The organism is Limosilactobacillus sp., from assembly GCF_051873075.1.
Classification (GTDB): Bacteria; Bacillota; Bacilli; order Lactobacillales; family Lactobacillaceae; genus Limosilactobacillus.
This window is the reverse complement of record NZ_JBJEEM010000038.1, coordinates 12,232-32,863: the sequence shown is the minus strand read 5'-3', so window position 1 is coordinate 32,863 and position 20,632 is coordinate 12,232. Positions and strand designations below refer to the sequence as shown.

Below are 20,632 nucleotides of genomic sequence, written 5' to 3'. Positions count from 1 at the left end.
TAATTCCTCCTCACTTTGGTTATGACTGGGCATTCAGATAGTGGCGAATATTGCGGATACACTTGTTAAACTCGACCCACTCGTTGAAGTTCATGTCAACATTCTTAACCTGGTAGCGGTCCGGCGGCGTGATCACCGCGCGTTCCTGTCCTCGGTACTTAAGGAGCAGGCTTGCCCCCGCCTGCTCCAGGGTATAATTACGGCCGTGCAGCCAATCCTGCAGGGCTTTCATTGTTTCTGGCTTCATCTTGTTCACTTCCTTTGTATCTTCTTCATTATAAAGAATTCACCGACCAATAGCCAAGCACATCCAAAGGTGGCATAATCAATCATAGAAAGACTAGAAAGGGGCAGATTAAAAATGCAAACAGTTGTTATTACCGGCGGCACCTCCGGAATTGGACTGGCCACCGCTGAAATTTTCCTTAAGCATGATTGGAATGCCGTTCTGATCGGTCGTGATGCCAAGAAAGGGGCAGCCGTAGCGGACCAGCTCGGCCAAAAATATTCCCCATCCCGGGTTATCTTTGTTCAGGCCGACATCAGCCATCCCGCTGACGTTGAAAATGCCAAGCAAACGATCCTCAACCGGTTCACGGCCATCGACGCCCTCGTCAACAACGCCGGAATTGTGATCCATGGCAAACTTCACGAAACCAGCGAAGAAGATTGGGACCGAATCTTTGCCGTCGACGTCAAGGGAACCTACCTGGTCAGCAAGGCCTTCCTGCCGACAATGATCAACCAGCAACGCGGCAGCATCGTTAATATCTCCTCCGTTTCCGGCCTGGCTGGTGACCGGGCCATGGTCGCCTACAACGCCGCCAAGGGGGCCATCATCAACATGACCCGGGCCATGGCAATCGACTACGGGGAGAACCATATCCGGGTAAACGTGGTGGCGCCCGGGCCGACCAACACGCCACTCTTCCACCAGGACAAGCAAAAGTTTGCCAAGAACAGTCCATTAAACCGCATCGTCGAACCGGCAGAAGTGGCGGCCGCCATCTACTTTGTTGCCAGTCCGGCCGCGAGTGCGATTACGGGGGAAACCATTCCCGTGACCGCCGGCTTTGAAATTTCAACCGGCCAGCCAATGTAGGCTAATCCCCTACATGATTCTGATTAAGGAGGGACCAACGTGGCTTATGATTTCAAAAAAGAGCAGAAGAAACTATACGTACCGGGAAAGCGGCCGCAATTGATCGACGTTCCTTCGCTGAACTACCTCGCTGTCCGCGGCCACGGTGATCCCAACGATGCCCACGGGGAATATCAACAGGCAATCAGCCAGCTTTATGCGGTTGCTTACACGATCAAGATGAGCAAGAAGGGTCCCCACCACATTGATAATTACTTTGACTTTGTCGTTCCGCCGCTAGAGGGTTTGTGGTGGCAAGACGGCATTAAGGGGGTCGACTACACCCATAAAGAGCAGTTTCGCTTTATCGCGCTGATCCGCTTGCCAGACTTTGTTACCCGCGCCGTCTTCAACTGGGCAGTTCAGGAGGCGGCCACCAAGAAGGCGCGGGCCTTCGATAACGTTGAATTTCTCACCCTCCACGAAGGCCGGTGCGTCCAGGCCCTGCACGTCGGGCCATACGACGCGGAACCGGCCACCGTTGCCAAGCTGCACGAATTCATCGCCGCCAAGGGTCTCCAGGTCAACATCAACGACCACCGGCACCACCATGAGATCTACCTGTCTGACCCCCGCCGCACCAAAGCGGCCAACCTGAAGACGGTAATCCGGCTCCCCGTTAAATAAGGCAACTGTTCCCCCAGTCTGGACATTACAGTCCCAACCCGCTAGATTACTGACGCTAACTCCGCTAGTTTTAGCTGATCCCTGTTAACTTTTACCAACCATCTCCATAAACTAGGCCATCCCATCCCGTTCACCGCCAAGGCAATCATCAACCTATGTCAACATGCCATCACCTAACAACAATAGTGGTGGCATCATTTTTAACTTGCAAGGTGAGTAAATACTCACTATAATATGCTTTGCAAGGTAAGTGTTTACTCACCAATAGAAAAGAGGTATCAATATGGATAACCTAATCCAGCTCCACCACCTAGAAAAACAGTTTAATAACAGCACCGTTCTTCGCGATGTCAATTTAACGGTTCACCCTGGTGAGATCGTCGGCCTAATCGGCCCCTCCGGCTCGGGTAAAACAACGGCCATCAAAGCAATGCTCGGCATGGAAAAGCCCACCAGCGGCACCGCCCTCGTCTTGGGAGAGACTATGCCCAACCGGCTGGTTCTCAGTAAAATTGGCTACATGGCGCAATCGGATGCCCTGTATGAGAGCCTCTCCGCCAAAGAAAACCTCGTCTTCTTTGGTAAGATGAAGGGGGTCACGGGCCGGCAGCTTGCTCAAGAAATCAGTCACGTCAGTGCAGTGGTTGGCCTTACCGATTACCTCGACCAGCGCGTCAAGGACTACTCCGGGGGAATGAAGCGCCGCCTCTCCTTAGCCATTGCCCTCCTCGGCCAGCCAGAACTGCTGATTCTCGACGAACCAACCGTCGGGATCGACCCGGCCCTACGACGGCAAATCTGGCAAGAACTCCGGGGTCTGCGTGGTCGAGGACAGAGTGTCCTGATCACGACCCACGTCATGGACGAGGCCGAGCAAACCGACCGGGTCGCCCTCCTTTTGCACGGGGACGTGATCGCCTTTGCCGCCCCCAAGCAGCTTGAGCAGCAGTACCAGGTTACCACCATTGAAGAAGTTTTCCTAAAAGCAGAAAGGGAGGATCAAGATGCGAATACTAGCGATCACTAAACGGGTCTTAATGGAGCTCTTCCGCGATAAACGGACCCTGGCCCTGATGTTTTTGGCCCCGATCCTAATCATGTGGCTGATGAACGTCATGTTTTCGGCCAACTCCAACACGACGGCCACCATTGCGACAGTTAACGTCAGTCAGTCAATGCAGACCAACCTTAAAAAGGTCGACGGGGTAAGTGTAACCCCCACTTCCGCACGACAGGCCCAAAGGAAATTAAAGAATAATTCGACCGATGCCATCATCAAGTACGACCAAAAACAAAATCGGTACAATGTGACCTATGCCAACACGGATTCGAGCAAGACCGTCCTCACCAAGCAGGCCCTCAAGGCGGCCATTACTGCGTCGACAATCGGGACGCTTTCCCATGGGGTTCACCAGCTGCAAAGCGTCGTCAGGGTCACGAACCCGAATATCCCCCTGCCCAAGCAAAACGGTCACGCTCCCACAATCAGCAACCATTACCAATACGGTGATGGGGACACCGGCTTCTTCGCCAAGATTGTCCCCATTCTGATGGGTTTCTTCGTCTTCTTCTTTGTTTTTCTGATCTCCGGGATGGCCCTCCTGCGGGAACGAACCTCCGGAACCCTCGACCGCCTACTGGCCACCCCCGTCAAGCGGAGTGAGATCGTTTTTGGCTACATGCTAGGCTACGGTTTTATCTCAATCATCCAGTCCACCGTCATTGTCCTCGCCACCGTCTGGCTATTGAAGGTTGAGGTCGTCGGCAGTGTGATCAACATCATCCTGATCAGTTTCCTGCTCGCGCTGGTCGCCCTGGCCTTCGGGATCCTCATGTCAACGCTGGCTAACTCCGAGTTTCAGATGATGCAGTTCATCCCCCTGGTCATCGTCCCCCAGGTCTTCTTCTCCGGGATCATCCCCTTAGACTCGATGGCACCGTGGGTTCAATACATTGGTAAGATTCTGCCACTGACCTACACCGGGGATGCCATGACGCAAATTGTCATGTACGGGAAGGGGCTTACCAGCCTCGGCGGCGACATCTTAGCCCTGCTGATCTTCCTCGTCGTCCTGCTCTGGCTGAATATTGTTGGCCTCAAGCGTTACCGTAAAGTATAATTTGGGTAGGGGGTGAAACCAATGGCCCAAGTTTTAGCAAACTACGAAGCCCAGCTGGCCGCTGCCAAGATGCCGGCCGGCAAGAAAAAGGTCCTGACAACGGCACTGAAGCTCTTTGCCAGCAACGGCTTTCATGCGACCACAACCGCCAAGATTGCCAAGCAGGCGGGCGTCAGCGAAGGGACCATCTATAAATACTTTTCTTCAAAGGATGACCTGCTGGTTAAACTCCTGCAGCCGATCCTGATGGAGATCAAACAGAACTTCTTCAGTAACCTTGATGATCAAAAAGACTTGCCCACCCTTGTCGAATTCATCGTGACCGACCGGATCAAGTTCATTGAGGTCAACTTTGACTTTATCCGGGTGATCCTGCAAGAGATCCTGACGGGGCACCTCGTCGATGATCATTCCTACCGCGAATTCTTTCATGGTGACGATGGGATCCTTAAGAAACTGCAAAAGTTGCCGACGGATTTCCCAGAAATCAATCAAGAACTAACGCCGCCCCAGCTTGCCCGGATCTTCGTGGGTCCAATTCTCGTCTACGTCCTGCAGAACAAGTTGCTGGGCCTGGCTGGCAGCAAGGAGGACCTCGAACTAATTCAAAAGCAGATTTTAGTTAACCTAACTTTAAAAGGAGACTAGGAAAGACCTTCCTAATCTCCTTTTTTGCTTAACGTCCGTTACTCGCCAAATTCTCACTTCACTTGTTCTCATCAGGCAGCTTCGCTAGAATAAGGGACAGATTAATTAATGAGGAGCCATTTTCATGAAACGCTATCGCTTGCTTGCCACGCTATACCTGCTTGTCGCCGCCATCATCATCGGTGTGCTGACCGGGCTCTACCTGAATACAATCAACTTTGTTATTCACCTAATCTGGCATCCCCTTCCCGCCGAGCTCCACCTCCCCAGCCGGTGGCAGATTCCGGTCATCTGCCTGTCCTTCAGCCTGATCATCGGCTTGATTCAAAAGTACGTTGGACCCTACCCGTTGACCATTGCCAAGATCTTGGATGAGGTTAAGGTCAACGGGTACTTTTCCTATCGCAACTGGTGGAAGATCCTGCTCGCCGGCCTCCTGATCTTGGGAGCCGGGGCCAGCGTCGGGCCCGAAGCCAGCGCCAGCGGTCTGGTGGCGGGAATGGTCTACTGGTTTGGCTGCCGCTACAAGCTGATCCATGACCAGGCGATTGATTATCACACCAAGCCTCTGGGTTCCCAATTGCGGGCAATCACCCGCACCCGCTTTCACCCGGGGGATCATCCGCGTGCATTCAAGGACTACTTCCCCAGTAAACGACGCCGGCAAATCTTCACCTGGGGCTGGACCCTCGTCGGCCTGGTAGGTTTCTTTGGCTACTTTCACTTCTTCCCCCAGGAAGGCGTGATCGGTTTTCACCACCCCACCATTGACTGGCGATGGCAGGGAATCCTCGTGGTTATCCCGGCCCTGGTCGTCGGCTGGTGTTTCGGCTACTTCTTCGTCAGGGTCAGCCGGCTGAGTGAACACTGGCTGAGTTCCCCCCGCTGGCCGATCGTTAAAGCATTTGCGGGGGGAGCACTCCTGACAATTGCCGCCCGTTTCAGCCACGACGTCCTCTTTTCTGGCGAATTCAGCATTGTCCCCTTCGCCCACCGCTCACTGGCGTTGAGCCCCCTGTTCTTAATTCTGCTGGCCGTGATCAAGACGGTCGTTACCAACGCCGGGTTTGCCCTGGGCTGGCGCGGCGGAACCATCTTCCCCGCCATCTTCAGCAGCCTGGCTGTCGGTGCCGCCCTGGCCCAGGCTTTTCCCTGGATGCCGCGGCTGACGGCCAGCCTGGTCGTGGCCGCCGCGATCACCGTCATCCTGGAAAAGCCCCTGATTAGTGCAATCATCCTGATCCTTCTGCTGCCCATCCAGTTCAGCGGCTTTGTCCTGCTTGCCTGTCTGCTCACCAGTTACCTGTTAAAGCGTTATCCCAAAATCAAGCCTTAAAAGGGACGGAGAACCTTCTCCGTCCCTTATTAATTAAAGCCATAGTAGTAAACCGCCAACGGCTACAGCCACGACCGTCAGACCGGCACGGTGCCAGAACTGCTGGCGGACCCGGTGGACCCGGTGCTGCCGATATTGGTCGATGATTGCCTTAATCCGTTGCTGGTTTGCCGGGCTAAAATCGTGGGTCAAAAAATTCTTCTCCCGTTCCATTCGTGCCCGATTAAAGAGCCAGGCGCCCCAGGAATAGTCCGGCTTGACAAACTGGCTGCGGGTGATCCAGCGGGGATTGTGGGCACCAACCGGCAAAATCAAAATCTCCCGCACGATTGCTGGACAGATTTTGGCCCGCCCGTTTTGATACTTCGTCGTTGGGACATTGATCAATGCCCCCAGCAGAACGCTTTTCCAGTCGCGGTGCTCCTTACGATATTGGTCCAGCGGCCCCTGCAGGTCCTTAGGCAACTGATAATTAGCAATCCGGCCATTGGTAAACTGGACATGGACCCAGTAATATTCTCGCTGATGATGCGTTTTCTTCTTTTTGGGCTTTGATTGTGACTTCAGCTCGTACAGGGCCCGTTTGGTAAACGACCAGCCACGCGTATCCGTATTGGTCATGGTGATTATCCTCTCATTGCAATTCTTATTAAATTTTAAAAGATGATCCGAAAATGTCAAAAAGACTTTGCCATTCGGATCATCTTTTTTTATTAGTTATTCGGCTGTCCTCCTGCTGGGTGCTGGTTATCCAGGATATAGCGCTGAATTAGACTAAGAACCTCATTGTTCTGCGGTAATGCCGAGTGCTGAGCCAACTTCCCGGTAACGGTAATCTGAGTATAGTGTTTCACCGCCCCCTGGTAAATGTACTTGCCCGCGAGCACACTGCTGAGCGGCACCAGGCCGTCCTCAACGTAGTTCTCGGATCCCGCAATTGAATACATGGTCAGGTTGTCCGGCAATTTATTCCGGTTCTTGATGAAGTCACTAAGCATCTGGGTCCGCCGGCTGGTGGGCTCGGCAAAGTTGTATGGCGTCCCGATGGTCATCAGCCGCTTAAGCCGGATCTGGCGTTCATTAAAGTAGTGTTCCAAAAAGTAGGTATAGATCAGTCCCCCGTTGGAGTGGCCGATCCCCTTGAAGTTGTTGAAGTTATACTGTTCCTTCAGCTGATTGAAGGCCGTGTTAAACATCCGGGCCTGTTTTTTGATGTTGCCATAACCATCATGATTATTCTCAAAGCCAACCACGATGAAGGGCTCATCGTCCCCCTGCCTAACCTGGCCGGTATAGGTGATCTTGCCGCTGTTATAGACCTTCACCTTCAGCAGGCTGTGGTTTTGGTGATCCTGCCGATTGATTTTGGCCACCAGGGTATCAAAACGGTTAACCGAGGCACTGCTCCCCGGGATCATGATCACCGGCGACATCCGCGATTTCTGCCGCTTTTGGAGGGTTGCAATGCTTTGCCGTGACCAGCAATAGGAAGCTAGCGTCAGGATGGCCAGAATAATAACGGCCGAAATAACGATGATCTTGTGCCGCTTACTTAATGCTTTCATTTTGTTTATCCCCCTCTCCTGCCAGCTGTTCCTCGACCGCCAAGGCCAGTTTAATGAATGGAATATAGGCAATGATGTCAATGATCACCAATAAAATTGACAACAACAGCGCACGCCAATCCCCACCGGTGCCAATAAACGGCACCAGGATTCCCGGCGTCCCCGTCGGCACCGGATAGACAATCGGCGGCAAGGCGTGAATAAAGATGAACACACTCGCGATCAGCATGTTAATAATCGGCAAGAGCACGAACGGCACGAGGTAGATCGGGTTGAGGAAAACGCAGGAGCCAAACAAAATCGGCAGGCCGTTATTGAAGATCGCCGGGAAGACGCTCAGCTTGGCAACCGTCTGCTGATTTCGATTACGGCCAACCCACAGAATCCCGATCACTAAGGCCAGGGTGACCCCGGTGCCGCCAAAGTTGGCAAAGCCGTTATAGAGGGCCGAGGGTGTAAACGGGTACGGCACCGCAAACGAACTGTGGGTCAAAGCGTAGATCAGGTTGCTCCTGATTTCGTTGCCATAGGCACTGCTCGTCAGGTTGAGGGGTTCCGCAAAGCCGAGCCAGACGGCAAGGGTGTTGAATAAGGACAGGGTAATATTAAGGAGGTAGTTGCTGTGGCGGCCAATCGCGGAAGAAAGCGCTTGGGTCGTAATGGTGTCGAGGTTGAAGACCCGCCAAACCGCATATAGCATATGCAGGATGAAGGCCCCGCTCAATACCAGCGTAAAGGGCCTGAGGTTTTTCAAAATTCTCGCCAGCAGGCGTTGACTGCCGCCGTGCACATCACTCAGTGTAAACGGGTAACCCCATTTGACAAACAGCATCCCCACCAGGTAGCCAACCGAGATCCCGATGATCAGCCAGCCAACACTAAAATAGCGCAGCTCCACGGCCTGGCTGCCGCGGATCGTGTGATAGAAGATCAGCACATAACTAATCATGGCACAGACTCCCGCAATCAGGTTGCCACTGCGGTAACGCCGGGTGGTCATAATGGCACTGACGAAGGCCGCATAAGAAGCCAGCCAGCCAACAGTAATGGTAGTTGCGTCACCAAACAGCGCCCGAAAAAACTGCCGTTGCGGTAGCCACTGCCGAACCCGCAGGATGTTTGCCAAGAAACCATTGGGGGCCAGCAGATTATCACCAATAATCCAGACAATCGACCCCACCAGCGCAACCGGAAACAGCATGATTAACGTTTCCCGCAGGATTTGGACAAAGGCGTGCTGGTTGAAGCGCACCGCCCACGTTACCAGTCTTTGTTTTCTGCCCATCTAGCTCTCCCTCTCTCTAAACCACAAAAAGCCTGGGCCGCTTACGGTCCCAGGCTTGCTTATTATTCACTTACAATTACTAACGACTTGATGGCTTCACGCTTGTCCATTGCCTCATATGCCTTTTGAATATCATCAAGGTCAAAGCGCTTCGTGAAGACCTTTCCGGGGTGGATTTCACCCTTTAAGACGGCATCCAAGAGGACATTCCGGTCGTAGGTCGTCACGGAAGCAATGCCCCCACGGAGACCAATGTTCTTCCAGAAGAGGTTGTTGGATGATGGTTCCGTTTGTGGAACCCCAACCCGGCCAACGATTGCACCAGGACGAGCCAGCTTACCGGCTTGTTCAATTGCTGATACGGCCCCGACACATTCAAGAACGGCGTCAACACCATTACCATCGGTCAGTTCAAGCACCTTCTTAACGGCGTCATCGCCACGTTCGGCAACGATGTCGGTCGCCCCGAATTCCTTAGCAAGCTTGGCCCGGTCTTCGTGGTGGCTCAGTGAGATGATCCGCTTAGCACCACGCAGCTTGGCACCGATCACCCCACAAAGACCAACCGCTCCGTTACCGATAACGGCAACCGTGTCGCCTTCCTTGACCTCAGCACTAGCGGCGGCATGGTAACCAGTTGCCATCACATCGGCCAGGGTTAAGAGGTCGTTTAACTGCTCATCAGTGTAGTCTGCTGGTTGGCCAGGAATTTTGACCAGGGCCCAGTTAGCGTTGGTGAACCGCAGGTATTCCCCTTGGTAACCACCGTTGCCGCCAGCCTCCTGATTCATGCAGTTACCATCAAAGCCCGCCAGGCAGGCAGCACAGTGGCCGCAACCGTGGGTGAATGGGGCAATTACAAAGTCGCCGGGCTTGACGTCCTTAACATCGGCGCCGACTTCTTCAACAATTCCAATGGCCTCGTGACCAACCAATGAACCGTGTTCCCGCTTGGCAATGCCCCGGTACCACCAGAGGTCAGATCCACACACACAGGCCCGGACGATCTTCAAAATCGCGTCGGTCGGCTTTTGAATCTTCGGCTTCTCAACTTCATGAACTTCCATCTTGCCTGGTTCCATAAATACGGCTGCTTTCATCTATATCCGCTCCTTTTCTTATATATCATATCTATCAACATTATTTAATATAAACCTTAGAGTCGACTAGAAGGCAAGGCCTTTTTAACAGGAATTTTATAAAATCAGCTCTGCCATAATCAAAAATGGCTGACGAAGAGCTCATCTAACTTCATCAGCCATTTTACCTTGTAATCTTCTATTTGTCTTCCTCTTTTGGCTTAAGCATGTCTTTCTTCCTGAGTTCATAGTAATCTTCTTCTTCGATAAAGGGCATCACATGGTCCTCAAAGTGGTCCAGCTTGTAGGCCAAGTAGTTAAGGGTCTTGTCCAGTTCGTTTCTCTTTGCTAAAAGGATGTCATACTGCTCCTTGACGATTGACCGCTGGGCTTCTCGGCTATCCTTATGCGCATTATACAGGTCAACAAATTCGATTAATGATTCGACAGACATGCCTGCGTTACGCATTGCCTTGATGAAAAGAGCCCACTTGATTTCGTTTTCGGTATAATCACGGTAACCGCTGCTGTTACGCGGAACTTCTGGAATCAGGCCGTTATTTTCCCAGTAACGTAACGTCTCCTTCGGAATACCTAAGCGCTCACTTGCTTCTTTAATATTCATTTAATTCCCTCCTGTAATCTTCCCTTTATTTTAACACTCAAGCGAGCTCTTCTCGCTCAATCGTCTTTTCCATGTCGGTAAGCTGGTCCACTAGGCACCGGTGGTCGTCGTTGAGCTGGCCCAGCTGTTCATTGAGAAGGCTCTGGCGGGCTGGGGCAGCATTCTTACCCAGCATCGCTAATTTTACATATTCAATTTGGAAATCAGGAGAAATATTCATCATATTGAGCAGCTTGGCATATTTTACCCATCGAATATCAGCCTTGGTAAAGTTTCTTAAACCATCCTTATTTCGCGTAACCGGTGGAATCATTCCGAGACGTTCCCAGCGACGAATCATATCAGTAGAAATGGATAGCTTCTCCGCTACTTGTTGAATATTCATTAATTGTCTCCTTTTAGTTCAGTTCCTTAAGCCATTTTGCTAAGTCATTTGAACCCTCGTGGCCCGGCAATACGTTTAAGTTCCCGGCCCACTGTTTGAAGGTGTCCTCAAAGCCGTTGGCCGACCCGGCGTCAGTATAAAATGGGGCGACCTTGCCAGAGAATCCCTGAATCGATTCAAGGAAGGTGTGCACTGGAGTTGCCGGTGCGCCCCGCCAGACCGGGCTGCCGACTAAAATTAGGTCGTATTGACTCACCTCGGGAACCGGGGTCGTCAATGCCGGATAGCGGTTATTCTTGATCTGGTCGGTGGCAATGGCATCGGTTTTGAACATATCGCTGTCAAACGTGTCAGCGGCCACAGCGATCTCATACGTCTCCGCACCATCCAACAGCTGAGCGAGTTTTTTGGCGACCTTGGCCGTTTGTCCTGACCAGGAATAGGTTGCAATTAATATTTTTGACATTTTGATTGTCCCCCTTACATGAATTTATCATTACTATAAACCTTGCAGTTCACTTCAAGGCAAGCCTTAGCCTAAATTTTTAAGCCAGCGTTCGATCTGGTAATCAGCCCGGTCAACCTTATTGCCATCCACGACTAACGGACGCCGGTACAGGTCTGCCGAAACCCCCTGCTGGCGGAGAAGCTGGGCAATCTTCTGCACACTGCTTCCCTGACCATAGCCGCCCTCTGACATGAAAGGAACCAGCTGCTTATGACTCAGTGCTGCCCCGTACTCAAGCAAAAAGCTGCTCATCGGGTGAGCCAGCGTCATTGCCCAAATCGGGAATCCCAGGTAGACTCGCCGATATTGACTGAGGTCCGGTAGTGACATCCTCAGTTCTGGATAATCGGCATTTAGCCGCTCGTTATTTGCCCGTGACAGCGTCCGGTGGTAGTTTCCTGAATAAGGCTTATCGACCACAATTTCCAGGATATCAGCACCAGTCAGCTTAGCTAGTTTAGCAGCCAGCAATTCCGTACTGCCGGAACGGGAAAAGTAAATGATGATTTCTTTTGCATCCCTGGTCAGCTGACGGGTTGGTTTGTTTTGACTGTTGGTATCCTGACCATCAGACACTACACCATAACCATTGCGTCACTGCACCGCCGGCATCCCTAACTGTGGGGCCACAATTGGTTGCCCGGCAATCTTATCTTTAATTTCAGCCTTGCGTTTAAATCCCATTATTATTACCTCCTAACGACCTTTAGGGGTGGTCAGCGTTACCAAAAGCAGGAGCGTCAACACAATCAGACCAATTAATTGATTTACTAACATTTTCTTCTCCTCCTTCACTTCTACTGTTCCGATATGATGTATGTACTATAAACCTTATAGTCTGCTTTAAGGCAAGCAATTTCTTTCTAAAAGAAGAACCATCTGAAACTCTCAACGAAATTTCAAACGGTTCTTTTTTGGCCGGTTAATCCTTCCAAACATCCTTGGCAAGGTTAAAGGAGACCAGGCCACCCAACTACCGAATTTCAAATGGGGTATCGAGCTGGCTTCCTACTCAGGATGGACGCTCCGCTCGATTAATGACAGTATAATTAGAAATGAATAGGCCTAAAATTGCCAATTGAGTATATCGCTATACTAGAATTGAATAGTAGCTACCAATCGCCTGAGTTTTTGTTTTTATATTTCCCCACACAGTTATCTTCTTCTCAATTCTGTTAGAGACGTCACTTAGAATTTTTTATTAGCATGCTTTTACCGACATGCCAAAATTTCATCCTCAAGCTGCCTAAATTCAATCTTGACATTTTCTTAAAAAATGATATTTTATTTCATGAATATTTGATAAACGTTTATCAAAAAATTAGGAGGAGTAATTTTGGAATACAAAGAGCATAAAAAAATGTACAAGGCTGGTAAGAAGTGGGCAGTTGCCGCTTTGGTCTCTGCCTCTGTTCTGATGGGTGGAGTATTGAATGCTCATGCTGACCAGGTAGACAACAAGGCTGATAATCATGAGAACGTAACTGCCGTAAGCACTGAACAGCACCAAGTCGGTACCGTTACTAGTAATGAAGTTGCTAAGAATACCCCTGCTTTGGCCACCGAAAATTCGAGTTCCACTGCCCAAGCCACTGCAACAGTGACCCCTAGCAGCCAAGGTACGAGCAGCAATGCTAACAGCAGTTCTTCTGCCAACACACCAAGCCAATCTGCAACTTTAGATAACCAGGTCAAGCAAAATAATGACCAGACACAGATCAAGCAACCAACCAATGTAGATTCTGATGCTACGCAAGCCAATCTGAAGAAACTCAACCCTGCCGCTGCGCAAGCCGTCAAAAACGCTAAAATCGACGCTAGCAGTTTAACAGATGATCAGATTAATGAATTAAACAAGATCAACTTCTCCAAGTCGGCTGAAAAGGGTACCAAATTAACGTTTAAGGATCTGCAAGGAATTGGAAACGCACTAATCAACCAGGATCCACGTTATGCGATTCCATTCTTCAACGCGAAGGAAATTAAGAACATGCCAGCTGCCTACACAGTTGATGCCCAAACCGGTAAGCCAGCACAATTAGATGTTTGGGATTCATGGCCGGTTCAAGATCCGGTTACGGGTTATGTTTCAAACTATAAGGGGTATCAATTGGTCATCGCCATGATGGGTATTCCGAACACCCCCTATGGTGACAACCACATTTATCTTTTATACAACAAGTATGGCGACAATGACTTCTCCCACTGGCGAAATGCCGGTTCCATCTTCGGGACAAATGAAAATAACGTTTTCCAAGAATGGTCCGGTTCAGCTATTACAAATAACGATGGTTCAATTCAACTGTTCTACACTCTGAATGACACTTCTGATTACAAGCTGAACGATCAAAAGCTGGCCACTGCTACACTTCATCTAAACGTAGATGATAACGGTGTATCCATTCAAAGCGTGGATAACAATCACGTTATTTTTGAGGGTGATGGCTACCACTACCAAAACTACAATCAATTTGCGGATGGCCCAAACCGGGCGGACGATGACTACTGCCTGCGGGATCCACACGTTGTTCAGTTAGAAAATGGCGACCGGTACCTGGTTTTTGAAGCCAACACTGGTAACGAAGATTACCAAAGTGATGCTCAGATTTACAATTGGGCTAACTATGGTGGCGACGACAACTTCAACATTAATAGTTTCTTCAAGCTGCTAAACAACAAGCAGGACCGGGCACTGGCTGGTGTTGCCAACGGAGCACTTGGGATTTTGAAGCTGAATAACAACCAAACTAATCCTCAAGTTGAAGACGTATACTCACCATTAGTTTCTGCACTAATGTCTAGTGACGAAGTTGAACGGCCGAACGTTGTAAAACTTGGTGATAAGTACTACTTGTTCTCCGTAACGCGGATTCGCCGGGGATCTGATACAGAGTTAACCGAACATGCTAACAAGACCGTTGGTGATAACGTTGCAATGATTGGTTATGTATCAGACAGCCTTACCGGAACATACAAGCCATTGAATGATTCAGGAGTTGTCTTAACAGCTTCTGTTCCGGCCAACTGGCGGACAGCTACCTACTCGTACTATGCCGTTCCTGTTCAGGGACATCCTGACCAAGTCTTAATTACCTCTTACATGAGTAATAAGGACTTTGCCTCTGGTGAGGGTAATTACGCAACCTGGGCACCAAGCTTCCTGGTTCAAATCAATCCAGACGATACGACCACTGTTTTAGCACGGGCAACCAACCAGGGAGATTGGATTTGGGACGATTCTAGTCGGAATGACAATATGCTTGGGGTCCTTGACAAAGATGCTGCAAACAGTGCTGCCCTTCCTGGGGAATGGGGTAAGCCAATCAACTGGAACCAAATTATCGGTGGGTACAACTTGAAGCCACATACCCCTGCAGATCCAACGCCTAATACACCTAACACACCTAACACGCCTAATACACCTAACACACCTAACACGCCTAACACGCCTAATACACCTAACACACCTAACACACCTAACACGCCTAACACGCCTAACACACCTAACACACCTAACACGCCTAACACGCCTAACACGCCTAACACGCCTAACACGCCTAACACGCCTAACACACCTAACACACCGAATACACCAAATACGCCAGGCGAAAAGCAATTACCTCAAACCGGTAATGCGGATAACAAGCTGACCGCCCTTGCCGGAATTGCTCTTAGCAGTGCTGCAATGATGTTTGGCCTTGGTATCAAGCGGCGGCGTTATTAATAAACGAGCTGACTAAAAGTCTTAAACCATTGGACAGATCCAGGCAAAGGGCCTCACAATCGTTAGATCAAGTTCTAACAATTGTAAGGCCCTTTTTATATAATCAAATGTAATAATGCTGATTTAAAAATTAAATAGCGACTCACATTCATGCAATCAGAACGCTAGTCGCTATTTCAAATCAACTATTTAAGGAGACCGGCCACCTTATCGCCGAGGGTCGGATAAATGGCGATGAGGTGTTGCCTGTACTCGGCACCGTCAATTCCTAAGCCAATCACCGGCAGGAAGTTATTGATGTCATCCGCAGCGTGGTCACCGACCTCACTTGCCCCCACCAGGCGCCGGTCCTTAAAGACCAGAGTCAGGGTGCTGACCTGATCGTTTTGCCCGGCATAAAGGCTACCGTACTTGAGCGGGATCGTTTTGACCTGATACTGCGGGTCATCGGCAACCTCATCGGCGTTGACGCCAACCCGAGCCAGCTCGGGGAAGGTAAAGGCCGCCTGTCCGATCGTTGGGTAGCTAATCTCCTGGTCAGTCTTCCCCATCAGGTAGTCAAACAGATACTGCCCTTCGAATTCGGCAACCGGGGTTAACTTAGGCTGCTGACGGCTCACCACATCCCCGATGGCGTAGACCCCCGGGACTGTGGTCATCAGGTGTCCATCAACCTTGATGCCGTGCCGGTCGTGCTCAATGCTGGTGTTCCCCAACCCCAGCCGATCAATGTTGGGGCGGCGACCCGTTGCATCAAGAACATAATCAGCCAAAATAGTTCCTTGATCGGTGACCACGTTTAGACCTGTTTGATCCTTTACGATCTGCTGCGTATCAGCGTCAAAGATAAACTTGATCCCCCGTTGCTGCATTGCCGTTACCAGAGCCTTGTCTTCCGCCCTAGTGAACTCCCGGAGTACCCGGTCTGAATGCACAATCACGGTCACCTTCGCCCCAGCGGCCGCGACCAGAGTTGCCAGTTCGAGACCAACAAAGCCAGCCCCGATGACCGCAACCCGATTGGGAAGTTTCCTCAAGGATAACAGGTCATAGCTAGTGTGGAGGTATCCTTTCCCCGGAATATCAAGGAGGTTAGGCGTCTGCCCGGTAGCGATAATGATGTGGTCCGCCTGGTACTGATGACCGTTGACACTGACGGTGTAATCATCAACAAAGCGGGCATAGCCGTCTTCAATGTCATGAGTCTTCTTGATGATCGCCCGTGTCTCTGCCGGCCACGGGTCGAAGCGGGCACGCTTGGTCTGCATGAGAGCCGCCCAGTCTAGTCTGGCCGGTTCACTGATCCCGTGTCCAAGAAGCTGCTGGGACTGCAGGACCGTTCGTACGGCCCCTTCCAAAAAGATCTTTGGCTCACAGCCATAGTTGGGGCAGGTTCCACCATATTCAAAGCCCTCAATCACCAGCACCCGGTGATCGGTCTGAGCCAGGCGGTTGGACATCGCATAGGCGGCCGGACCAGAGCCAATTAAGATTTCATCATACTTCTTCATGCTGATCCCTCCATATTCTTATTAGGTCAAGTGTAGCCTAAATGGTTTGCCGAACACAACGTTTCTGCCTCGCTTTCACGTTTGCTTGACTAATTGCCCATTGCTACAATTTGTTGCTGCTAAGCGGTCCACAAAGTAAGGCTGGTTATATAATGGATATTTTCATCGTTTTGTTAGTCTATAAGTTTATCAAAGGGACGTTTACCTATGAAAAGGTGAACCGTTTTGAATTGGTGATCATCCCGATCTATTCCGCAATCATGATGCTTCTGGGGCTCAGAAACATCCGTTCATTAGGATCAGTCGGCCTGGCCTTAATTCTTGTCCTGATCGGGATCGCAATCGGTTTTCTTCAGGCAGGCCGAACCCAGCTGCGCGACACTAATAAATTTGACGCCCACCAGCGGCCAATCCTGGAGGTCAAAAGAAACTGGCCCTACCTGCTCGGCTGGCTGGTGTCGTTTGCAATCGGCATTGGTGTCGAAGTATTCTACGGAGCCCACCTCGACGTCGCCGCAGTTTCCCATGAACTGTTCACCGAAATCCTGAAAGATCTCTCCGTAATTGCCATGCTGCGGGGACATAGCAGCTGGTATGTTTGGCTCCTCAACGTCGCCACGAGTTTCACCTATGGGGCTTGCCTGCTGATCCGCTATCCCAAGATCCGGGCCGCGATCCACCGCAAGCACCATTAAGATTGAATAATTATTAAATAAAAATGATCCGCCTCCCATTGGGAACGGATCATTCTTTGTATTAATGAACAGTTGTCATAGTCTTGTTATTCTTACTTCTTTTCAATCTTGGTCCCGCCAAAGACGTCGGACATCGGTACGGCATCTAAGGCCTGGTCAATCCGGGCCACCTCTTCTGCAGACATCTTGATCTGGGCCGCTTTCAGGTTGTCTTCGATCCGGTTAAGGTGGCGGCTGCCCGGGATCGGCACGATGTATGGCTTCTTATTGATCATCCAGGCCAGGGAGATCTGGGCCGGCGTGGCATCGTGACGCGCAGCAATTTCATCGAGCAGGTCCAGAAGTTCCTGGTTCTTCTTCAGGGCTTCCGGCGTGAATTGCGGCATCTTGTTCCGCAGGTCCTTATCGGAGAAGGTGCTCTGCTTAATTTGTCCGGTCAGTAATCCGTTGGCCAGTGGTGAGAAAGCCACTAATCCGACGTTCAGTTCCTCCAGCACTGGGAAGAGGTCTTCGTATTCCCGGTACATCATTGAATAACGGTTCTGAACGGCGGTCACCTTGCAGACCGCATTGGCCCGCCGGAGGTAATCCTCATTGGCTTCGGAGATTCCCCAATGGGTGATCTTCCCTTCATCCATCAATTCCTGCATCACCTTGGCAACCGTCTCCGGTTCCACATTCGGATCAATCCGGTGTTGGTAGTAGAGGTCGATGTGGTCAGTATTGAGCCGCTTCAATGAGCCCTCAACCGACTTCCGGATTGTTGCCGGGCTGGAGTCCACCTTCAAGCCATTGCCTTCGTGAGCCGCAATCCCGAACTTGGTAGCAATCACCACCTGGTCACGGACGTCGTGCAGGGCTTTGCCAACCAGTTCCTCGTTGTAGTTCGTGGAGCCGTCCGGGTTGGTCCCCCGGTAGATCTCGGCAGTGTCGAAGAAACGGTAGCCCATGTCGTAGGCCGCCCGAATGTTCTTGATGGCTTCGTCAACATCGGTTGGTTTGCCATAGCCGTGGGAAAATCCCATGCAGCCCAGGCCAATGGCCGTTACTTTTAAGTCTTTACCTAGGATACGTGTTTCCATATAATCATTCCTCCATTTCTCAATAATGGTATTCTAAACCTTGAAGTCGACTACAAGGCAACAACTTTATTTATGTGAACCCCGTAAAATATTAAGACCGGCAACCAGCATGACCACTGCCAAGACGACCATCCAAGCCAGCTGACTTTACGATTGGCGATCTGATGGTCGATGGTCCGCGGCTTGCCCAAAAACGTGAATAACTTATTCATCAATTGTTCCTCCCTTTCTCCCAAATTCATCACTAACGAGTATAGGCCTTCAAGTCGACTCCAAAACAAGTATAAAAATAGCAATTAATTGCAGAAATTCATCCCCCCTCAATCTAAATAGAAACCCACAATTTTCCAACCAAAAAGATGCAACCTGAGAGCTTCAGCTTTCAAGTCGCACCTTAATGATGAATATGGGAAATTTACTATATTTAGTTTACTTTAGGGAGGTGTTATCGGTCTTAGTATACCGGACGGTTGCTGCCCTGGGTGTCCGGATCGGCAATCCCTAAACTGTCCTTGCTGCCGAAGGTCGGGTCAGCCACGATCTTCAGGACAACATCGGCAATGCTCTGCCGAGAACCGGAGACACCAACGAATTCATCGTCCTTGTGGGTAATGGTGTACTTCACTTCATCACGGTCGTTGAGCCATGGCAGACGAAGAGTCGTGTAGTCCAGGCCGGATTCTGCCGCCAACCGGTCAGATACCACGGCAGCGTTATCACTACGGACGGTCCCACCGAAGCAGGTGTTCCGGTTCCACTTGCCAAACTCGCCAGGAACCTCATCATAGATCCCGAGCAGGTTCGTCAGGATCAGCCGGTTAACGCCATCTTTCTTCATGGCGTTGATGATGTTATGGGTTGGCCGGTTATGACCGGCGTCATCGTGATCAATCACCGCGTTGAAGACCATGTCTTGGCCCTTAACCGCCTTTTCAACGTCTGCCGGGTTGTTCAAGTCCCCCTCAATGATGGTAACCCGAGGATTATCGGCCAGGTCGCTGAGCCGGCCGCTGTTCCGCAAGAACAGGGTCAAATCAACGTCTTTAAACTGGTCTTCATTCAGAATCCGCTTTTCAACGATCCGGGCAATCTGTCCATTTGCTGCTAAAATTGCTAACTTCATTTTCTATTCCTCCATTATGAATAATTAATAGTAACGCTTGTTCTTGTTGATTTTGGCAATCTCGGCCATTTCTTCATCGGTCAACTTGAAGTCAAAGATATCATGATTGTCATGAATGTGGGCCGGGGTGGTGGAACCTGGAATCACGACAAAGCCCATCTGGGTGTGCCAACGCAGGATGATCTGAACATTGGACTTGCCGTACTTCTTGGCCAACTTGGTAAAGATTGGTTCATTGATCAGGGAACGATCACCGGAGCCTAGCGGGTACCAAGCCATCAGCCGGGTACCGTATGGCTTCATGATCTCCCGCGCGGCGGTTTGCGGGAAGTACGGGTGGGCCTCCGCCTGGAGAACCTGGGGTTTGATCTCCGCAAAGTCCAGTGCACTCTTCAGTAGGAAATCTTGCCGATCAAAGTTGGAGATCCCGATGGCCTTAATCTTGCCATCCTTGTAGGCCCGCTCCAGTGTCTTGTAAGCGGTCTTCCAGTCACCGGTTGGTTGGTGGAGGAAGAGCAGGTCAATGTAGTCCAGGCCTAATCGATCCAGGGCCTTGTCAACGGCATCCGGGTCATTGTATGAGGTCGTCCACAATTTTGTGCTTACAAACAGATCTTCCCGGTTAATCCCGGAATTCTTGATCCCCTTGCCAACCCCGTCTTCGTTGTAGTAGCCTTCTGCGGTATCAATCAAATGGTAGCCATCGGCCAGGGCTGCTTCCACCGCGTTCTGAGCCGCAGCCGATGACATCCGAAAGGTTCCCAAACCAACTTTGGGCATCTTGACACCATTGTTTAACGTAAATTCTTCTTCCATTATTCTCACCTCATTATTTTGATATCTTTTCAACAGTTCTTATCCTAATCCTTGAAGTGGACTATAAGGCAATCCCTTTTTACAAAATATTTTGATTGAAGTTCGGCCCGCAGCATGTCGTAACGCCGTGGCAATTGACGACCCAATAACCATTTAGAGATCTACGGCACCTACCTCGAGAGTGAACGCCGCAATATCCAGCCCCTGCTTAAGGAACTCGTCAAGCAATAGCCAAAATGACGATCAAGTTTTAGTACTCGAGTCAGTTTATTTCTTCCTTATGTCAAAAATAAGCATTATTACTAAGGCTAGCCTTAATAGTAATGCTTATTTTTGATAGGAATAATATTTCATTATCGTTT

21 protein-coding genes are annotated in these 20,632 nt (G+C 50.4%); 8 read left to right on the top strand and 13 right to left on the bottom strand.

Annotated features, from left to right (window positions below):
- Window positions 1–19: 19 nt before the first annotated feature.
- Window positions 20–247: a hypothetical protein gene (locus ACI31J_RS05175; protein ID WP_439773371.1), complete on the bottom strand. Its 228-nt coding sequence runs from the start codon at window positions 245–247 to the stop codon at window positions 20–22.
- 114 nt (window positions 248–361) lie between these two features.
- Here ACI31J_RS05175 and ACI31J_RS05170 point away from each other — a divergent pair, with 114 nt between their 5' ends.
- The 6 genes from ACI31J_RS05170 to ACI31J_RS05145 all read left to right on the top strand — a co-directional run bounded on the left by ACI31J_RS05170 (window position 362) and on the right by ACI31J_RS05145 (window position 5,872).
- Window positions 362–1,102, top strand: a complete 741-nt coding sequence (locus tag ACI31J_RS05170; RefSeq protein ID WP_439773370.1) for an SDR family NAD(P)-dependent oxidoreductase — start codon at window positions 362–364, stop codon at window positions 1,100–1,102.
- A gap of 39 nt (window positions 1,103–1,141) precedes the next feature.
- Window positions 1,142–1,768 carry a GyrI-like domain-containing protein gene (locus tag ACI31J_RS05165; protein ID WP_439773369.1) on the top strand — a complete coding sequence of 209 codons (627 nt, stop codon included), beginning with the start codon at window positions 1,142–1,144 and terminating at the stop codon, window positions 1,766–1,768.
- 283 nt (window positions 1,769–2,051) lie between these two features.
- On the top strand, window positions 2,052–2,795 hold the full coding sequence (locus tag ACI31J_RS05160) for an ABC transporter ATP-binding protein (protein ID WP_439773368.1): 744 nt from the start codon (window positions 2,052–2,054) through the stop codon (window positions 2,793–2,795).
- Window positions 2,773–3,888: an ABC transporter permease gene (locus tag ACI31J_RS05155; RefSeq protein ID WP_439773367.1), complete on the top strand. Its 1,116-nt coding sequence runs from the start codon at window positions 2,773–2,775 to the stop codon at window positions 3,886–3,888. Before ACI31J_RS05160 ends, ACI31J_RS05155 begins: the two co-directional genes overlap by 23 nt.
- Before the next feature lie 21 nt (window positions 3,889–3,909).
- Entirely contained in the window at window positions 3,910–4,536 is a 627-nt protein-coding gene (locus ACI31J_RS05150) for a TetR/AcrR family transcriptional regulator (protein WP_439773366.1), read from the top strand.
- A 124-nt stretch (window positions 4,537–4,660) separates the two neighbouring features.
- A complete protein-coding gene (locus tag ACI31J_RS05145) occupies window positions 4,661–5,872 on the top strand; it encodes a chloride channel protein (RefSeq protein ID WP_439773365.1) in 1,212 nt (403 codons plus the stop codon).
- A gap of 33 nt (window positions 5,873–5,905) precedes the next feature.
- On the opposite strand, the gene ACI31J_RS05140 is transcribed toward ACI31J_RS05145, so the two are convergent.
- From ACI31J_RS05140 to ACI31J_RS05105, 8 genes are all read right to left on the bottom strand, one after another.
- The gene (locus tag ACI31J_RS05140; RefSeq protein ID WP_439773364.1) at window positions 5,906–6,493 is read right to left on the bottom strand and encodes a DUF7679 family protein; all 588 of its coding nucleotides are present in this window, start codon (window positions 6,491–6,493) and stop codon (window positions 5,906–5,908) included.
- A gap of 92 nt (window positions 6,494–6,585) precedes the next feature.
- The gene (locus ACI31J_RS05135) at window positions 6,586–7,437 is read right to left on the bottom strand and encodes an alpha/beta hydrolase (RefSeq protein WP_439773363.1); all 852 of its coding nucleotides are present in this window, start codon (window positions 7,435–7,437) and stop codon (window positions 6,586–6,588) included.
- The gene (locus tag ACI31J_RS05130; RefSeq protein WP_439773362.1) at window positions 7,421–8,722 is read right to left on the bottom strand and encodes a PTS transporter subunit EIIC; all 1,302 of its coding nucleotides are present in this window, start codon (window positions 8,720–8,722) and stop codon (window positions 7,421–7,423) included. Before ACI31J_RS05130 ends, ACI31J_RS05135 begins: the two co-directional genes overlap by 17 nt.
- 62 nt (window positions 8,723–8,784) lie before the next feature.
- Window positions 8,785–9,822, bottom strand: a complete 1,038-nt coding sequence (locus ACI31J_RS05125) for a zinc-dependent alcohol dehydrogenase family protein (protein ID WP_439773361.1) — start codon at window positions 9,820–9,822, stop codon at window positions 8,785–8,787.
- Window positions 9,823–10,000: 178 nt separating this feature from the next.
- Entirely contained in the window at window positions 10,001–10,426 is a 426-nt protein-coding gene (locus ACI31J_RS05120; RefSeq protein WP_439773360.1) for a MerR family transcriptional regulator, read from the bottom strand.
- Between the two features lie 37 nt (window positions 10,427–10,463).
- On the bottom strand, window positions 10,464–10,811 hold the full coding sequence (locus ACI31J_RS05115; RefSeq protein ID WP_439773359.1) for a MerR family transcriptional regulator: 348 nt from the start codon (window positions 10,809–10,811) through the stop codon (window positions 10,464–10,466).
- A 13-nt stretch (window positions 10,812–10,824) separates the two neighbouring features.
- The gene (locus tag ACI31J_RS05110; RefSeq protein ID WP_439773358.1) at window positions 10,825–11,277 is read right to left on the bottom strand and encodes a flavodoxin; all 453 of its coding nucleotides are present in this window, start codon (window positions 11,275–11,277) and stop codon (window positions 10,825–10,827) included.
- 66 nt (window positions 11,278–11,343) lie between these two features.
- Window positions 11,344–11,895 (bottom strand): flavodoxin, encoded by a 552-nt coding sequence (locus ACI31J_RS05105; RefSeq protein ID WP_439773357.1) that lies wholly within the window; start codon window positions 11,893–11,895, stop codon window positions 11,344–11,346.
- Window positions 11,896–12,679: 784 nt separating this feature from the next.
- Here ACI31J_RS05105 and ACI31J_RS05100 point away from each other — a divergent pair.
- Window positions 12,680–15,043 (top strand): glycoside hydrolase family 68 protein, encoded by a 2,364-nt coding sequence (locus ACI31J_RS05100; RefSeq protein WP_439773390.1) that lies wholly within the window; start codon window positions 12,680–12,682, stop codon window positions 15,041–15,043.
- A 185-nt stretch (window positions 15,044–15,228) separates the two neighbouring features.
- On the opposite strand, the gene ACI31J_RS05095 is transcribed toward ACI31J_RS05100, so the two are convergent.
- Window positions 15,229–16,554, bottom strand: a complete 1,326-nt coding sequence (locus ACI31J_RS05095) for a dihydrolipoyl dehydrogenase family protein (RefSeq protein ID WP_439773356.1) — start codon at window positions 16,552–16,554, stop codon at window positions 15,229–15,231.
- 152 nt (window positions 16,555–16,706) lie between these two features.
- Between ACI31J_RS05095 and ACI31J_RS05090 the strand changes: the two genes are divergently transcribed.
- A complete protein-coding gene (locus ACI31J_RS05090) occupies window positions 16,707–17,249 on the top strand; it encodes a hydrophobic protein (RefSeq protein WP_439773355.1) in 543 nt (180 codons plus the stop codon).
- 92 nt (window positions 17,250–17,341) lie between these two features.
- Here the strand turns inward: ACI31J_RS05090 and ACI31J_RS05085 are convergent, their stop codons facing one another.
- From ACI31J_RS05085 to ACI31J_RS05075, 3 genes are all read right to left on the bottom strand, one after another.
- Window positions 17,342–18,331 (bottom strand): aldo/keto reductase, encoded by a 990-nt coding sequence (locus ACI31J_RS05085; RefSeq protein ID WP_439773354.1) that lies wholly within the window; start codon window positions 18,329–18,331, stop codon window positions 17,342–17,344.
- A gap of 454 nt (window positions 18,332–18,785) precedes the next feature.
- Window positions 18,786–19,454 carry an NAD(P)H-binding protein gene (locus ACI31J_RS05080; protein WP_439773353.1) on the bottom strand — a complete coding sequence of 223 codons (669 nt, stop codon included), beginning with the start codon at window positions 19,452–19,454 and terminating at the stop codon, window positions 18,786–18,788.
- Between the two features lie 24 nt (window positions 19,455–19,478).
- On the bottom strand, window positions 19,479–20,270 hold the full coding sequence (locus tag ACI31J_RS05075) for an aldo/keto reductase (RefSeq protein WP_439773352.1): 792 nt from the start codon (window positions 20,268–20,270) through the stop codon (window positions 19,479–19,481).
- Window positions 20,271–20,632: the final 362 nt, after the last annotated feature.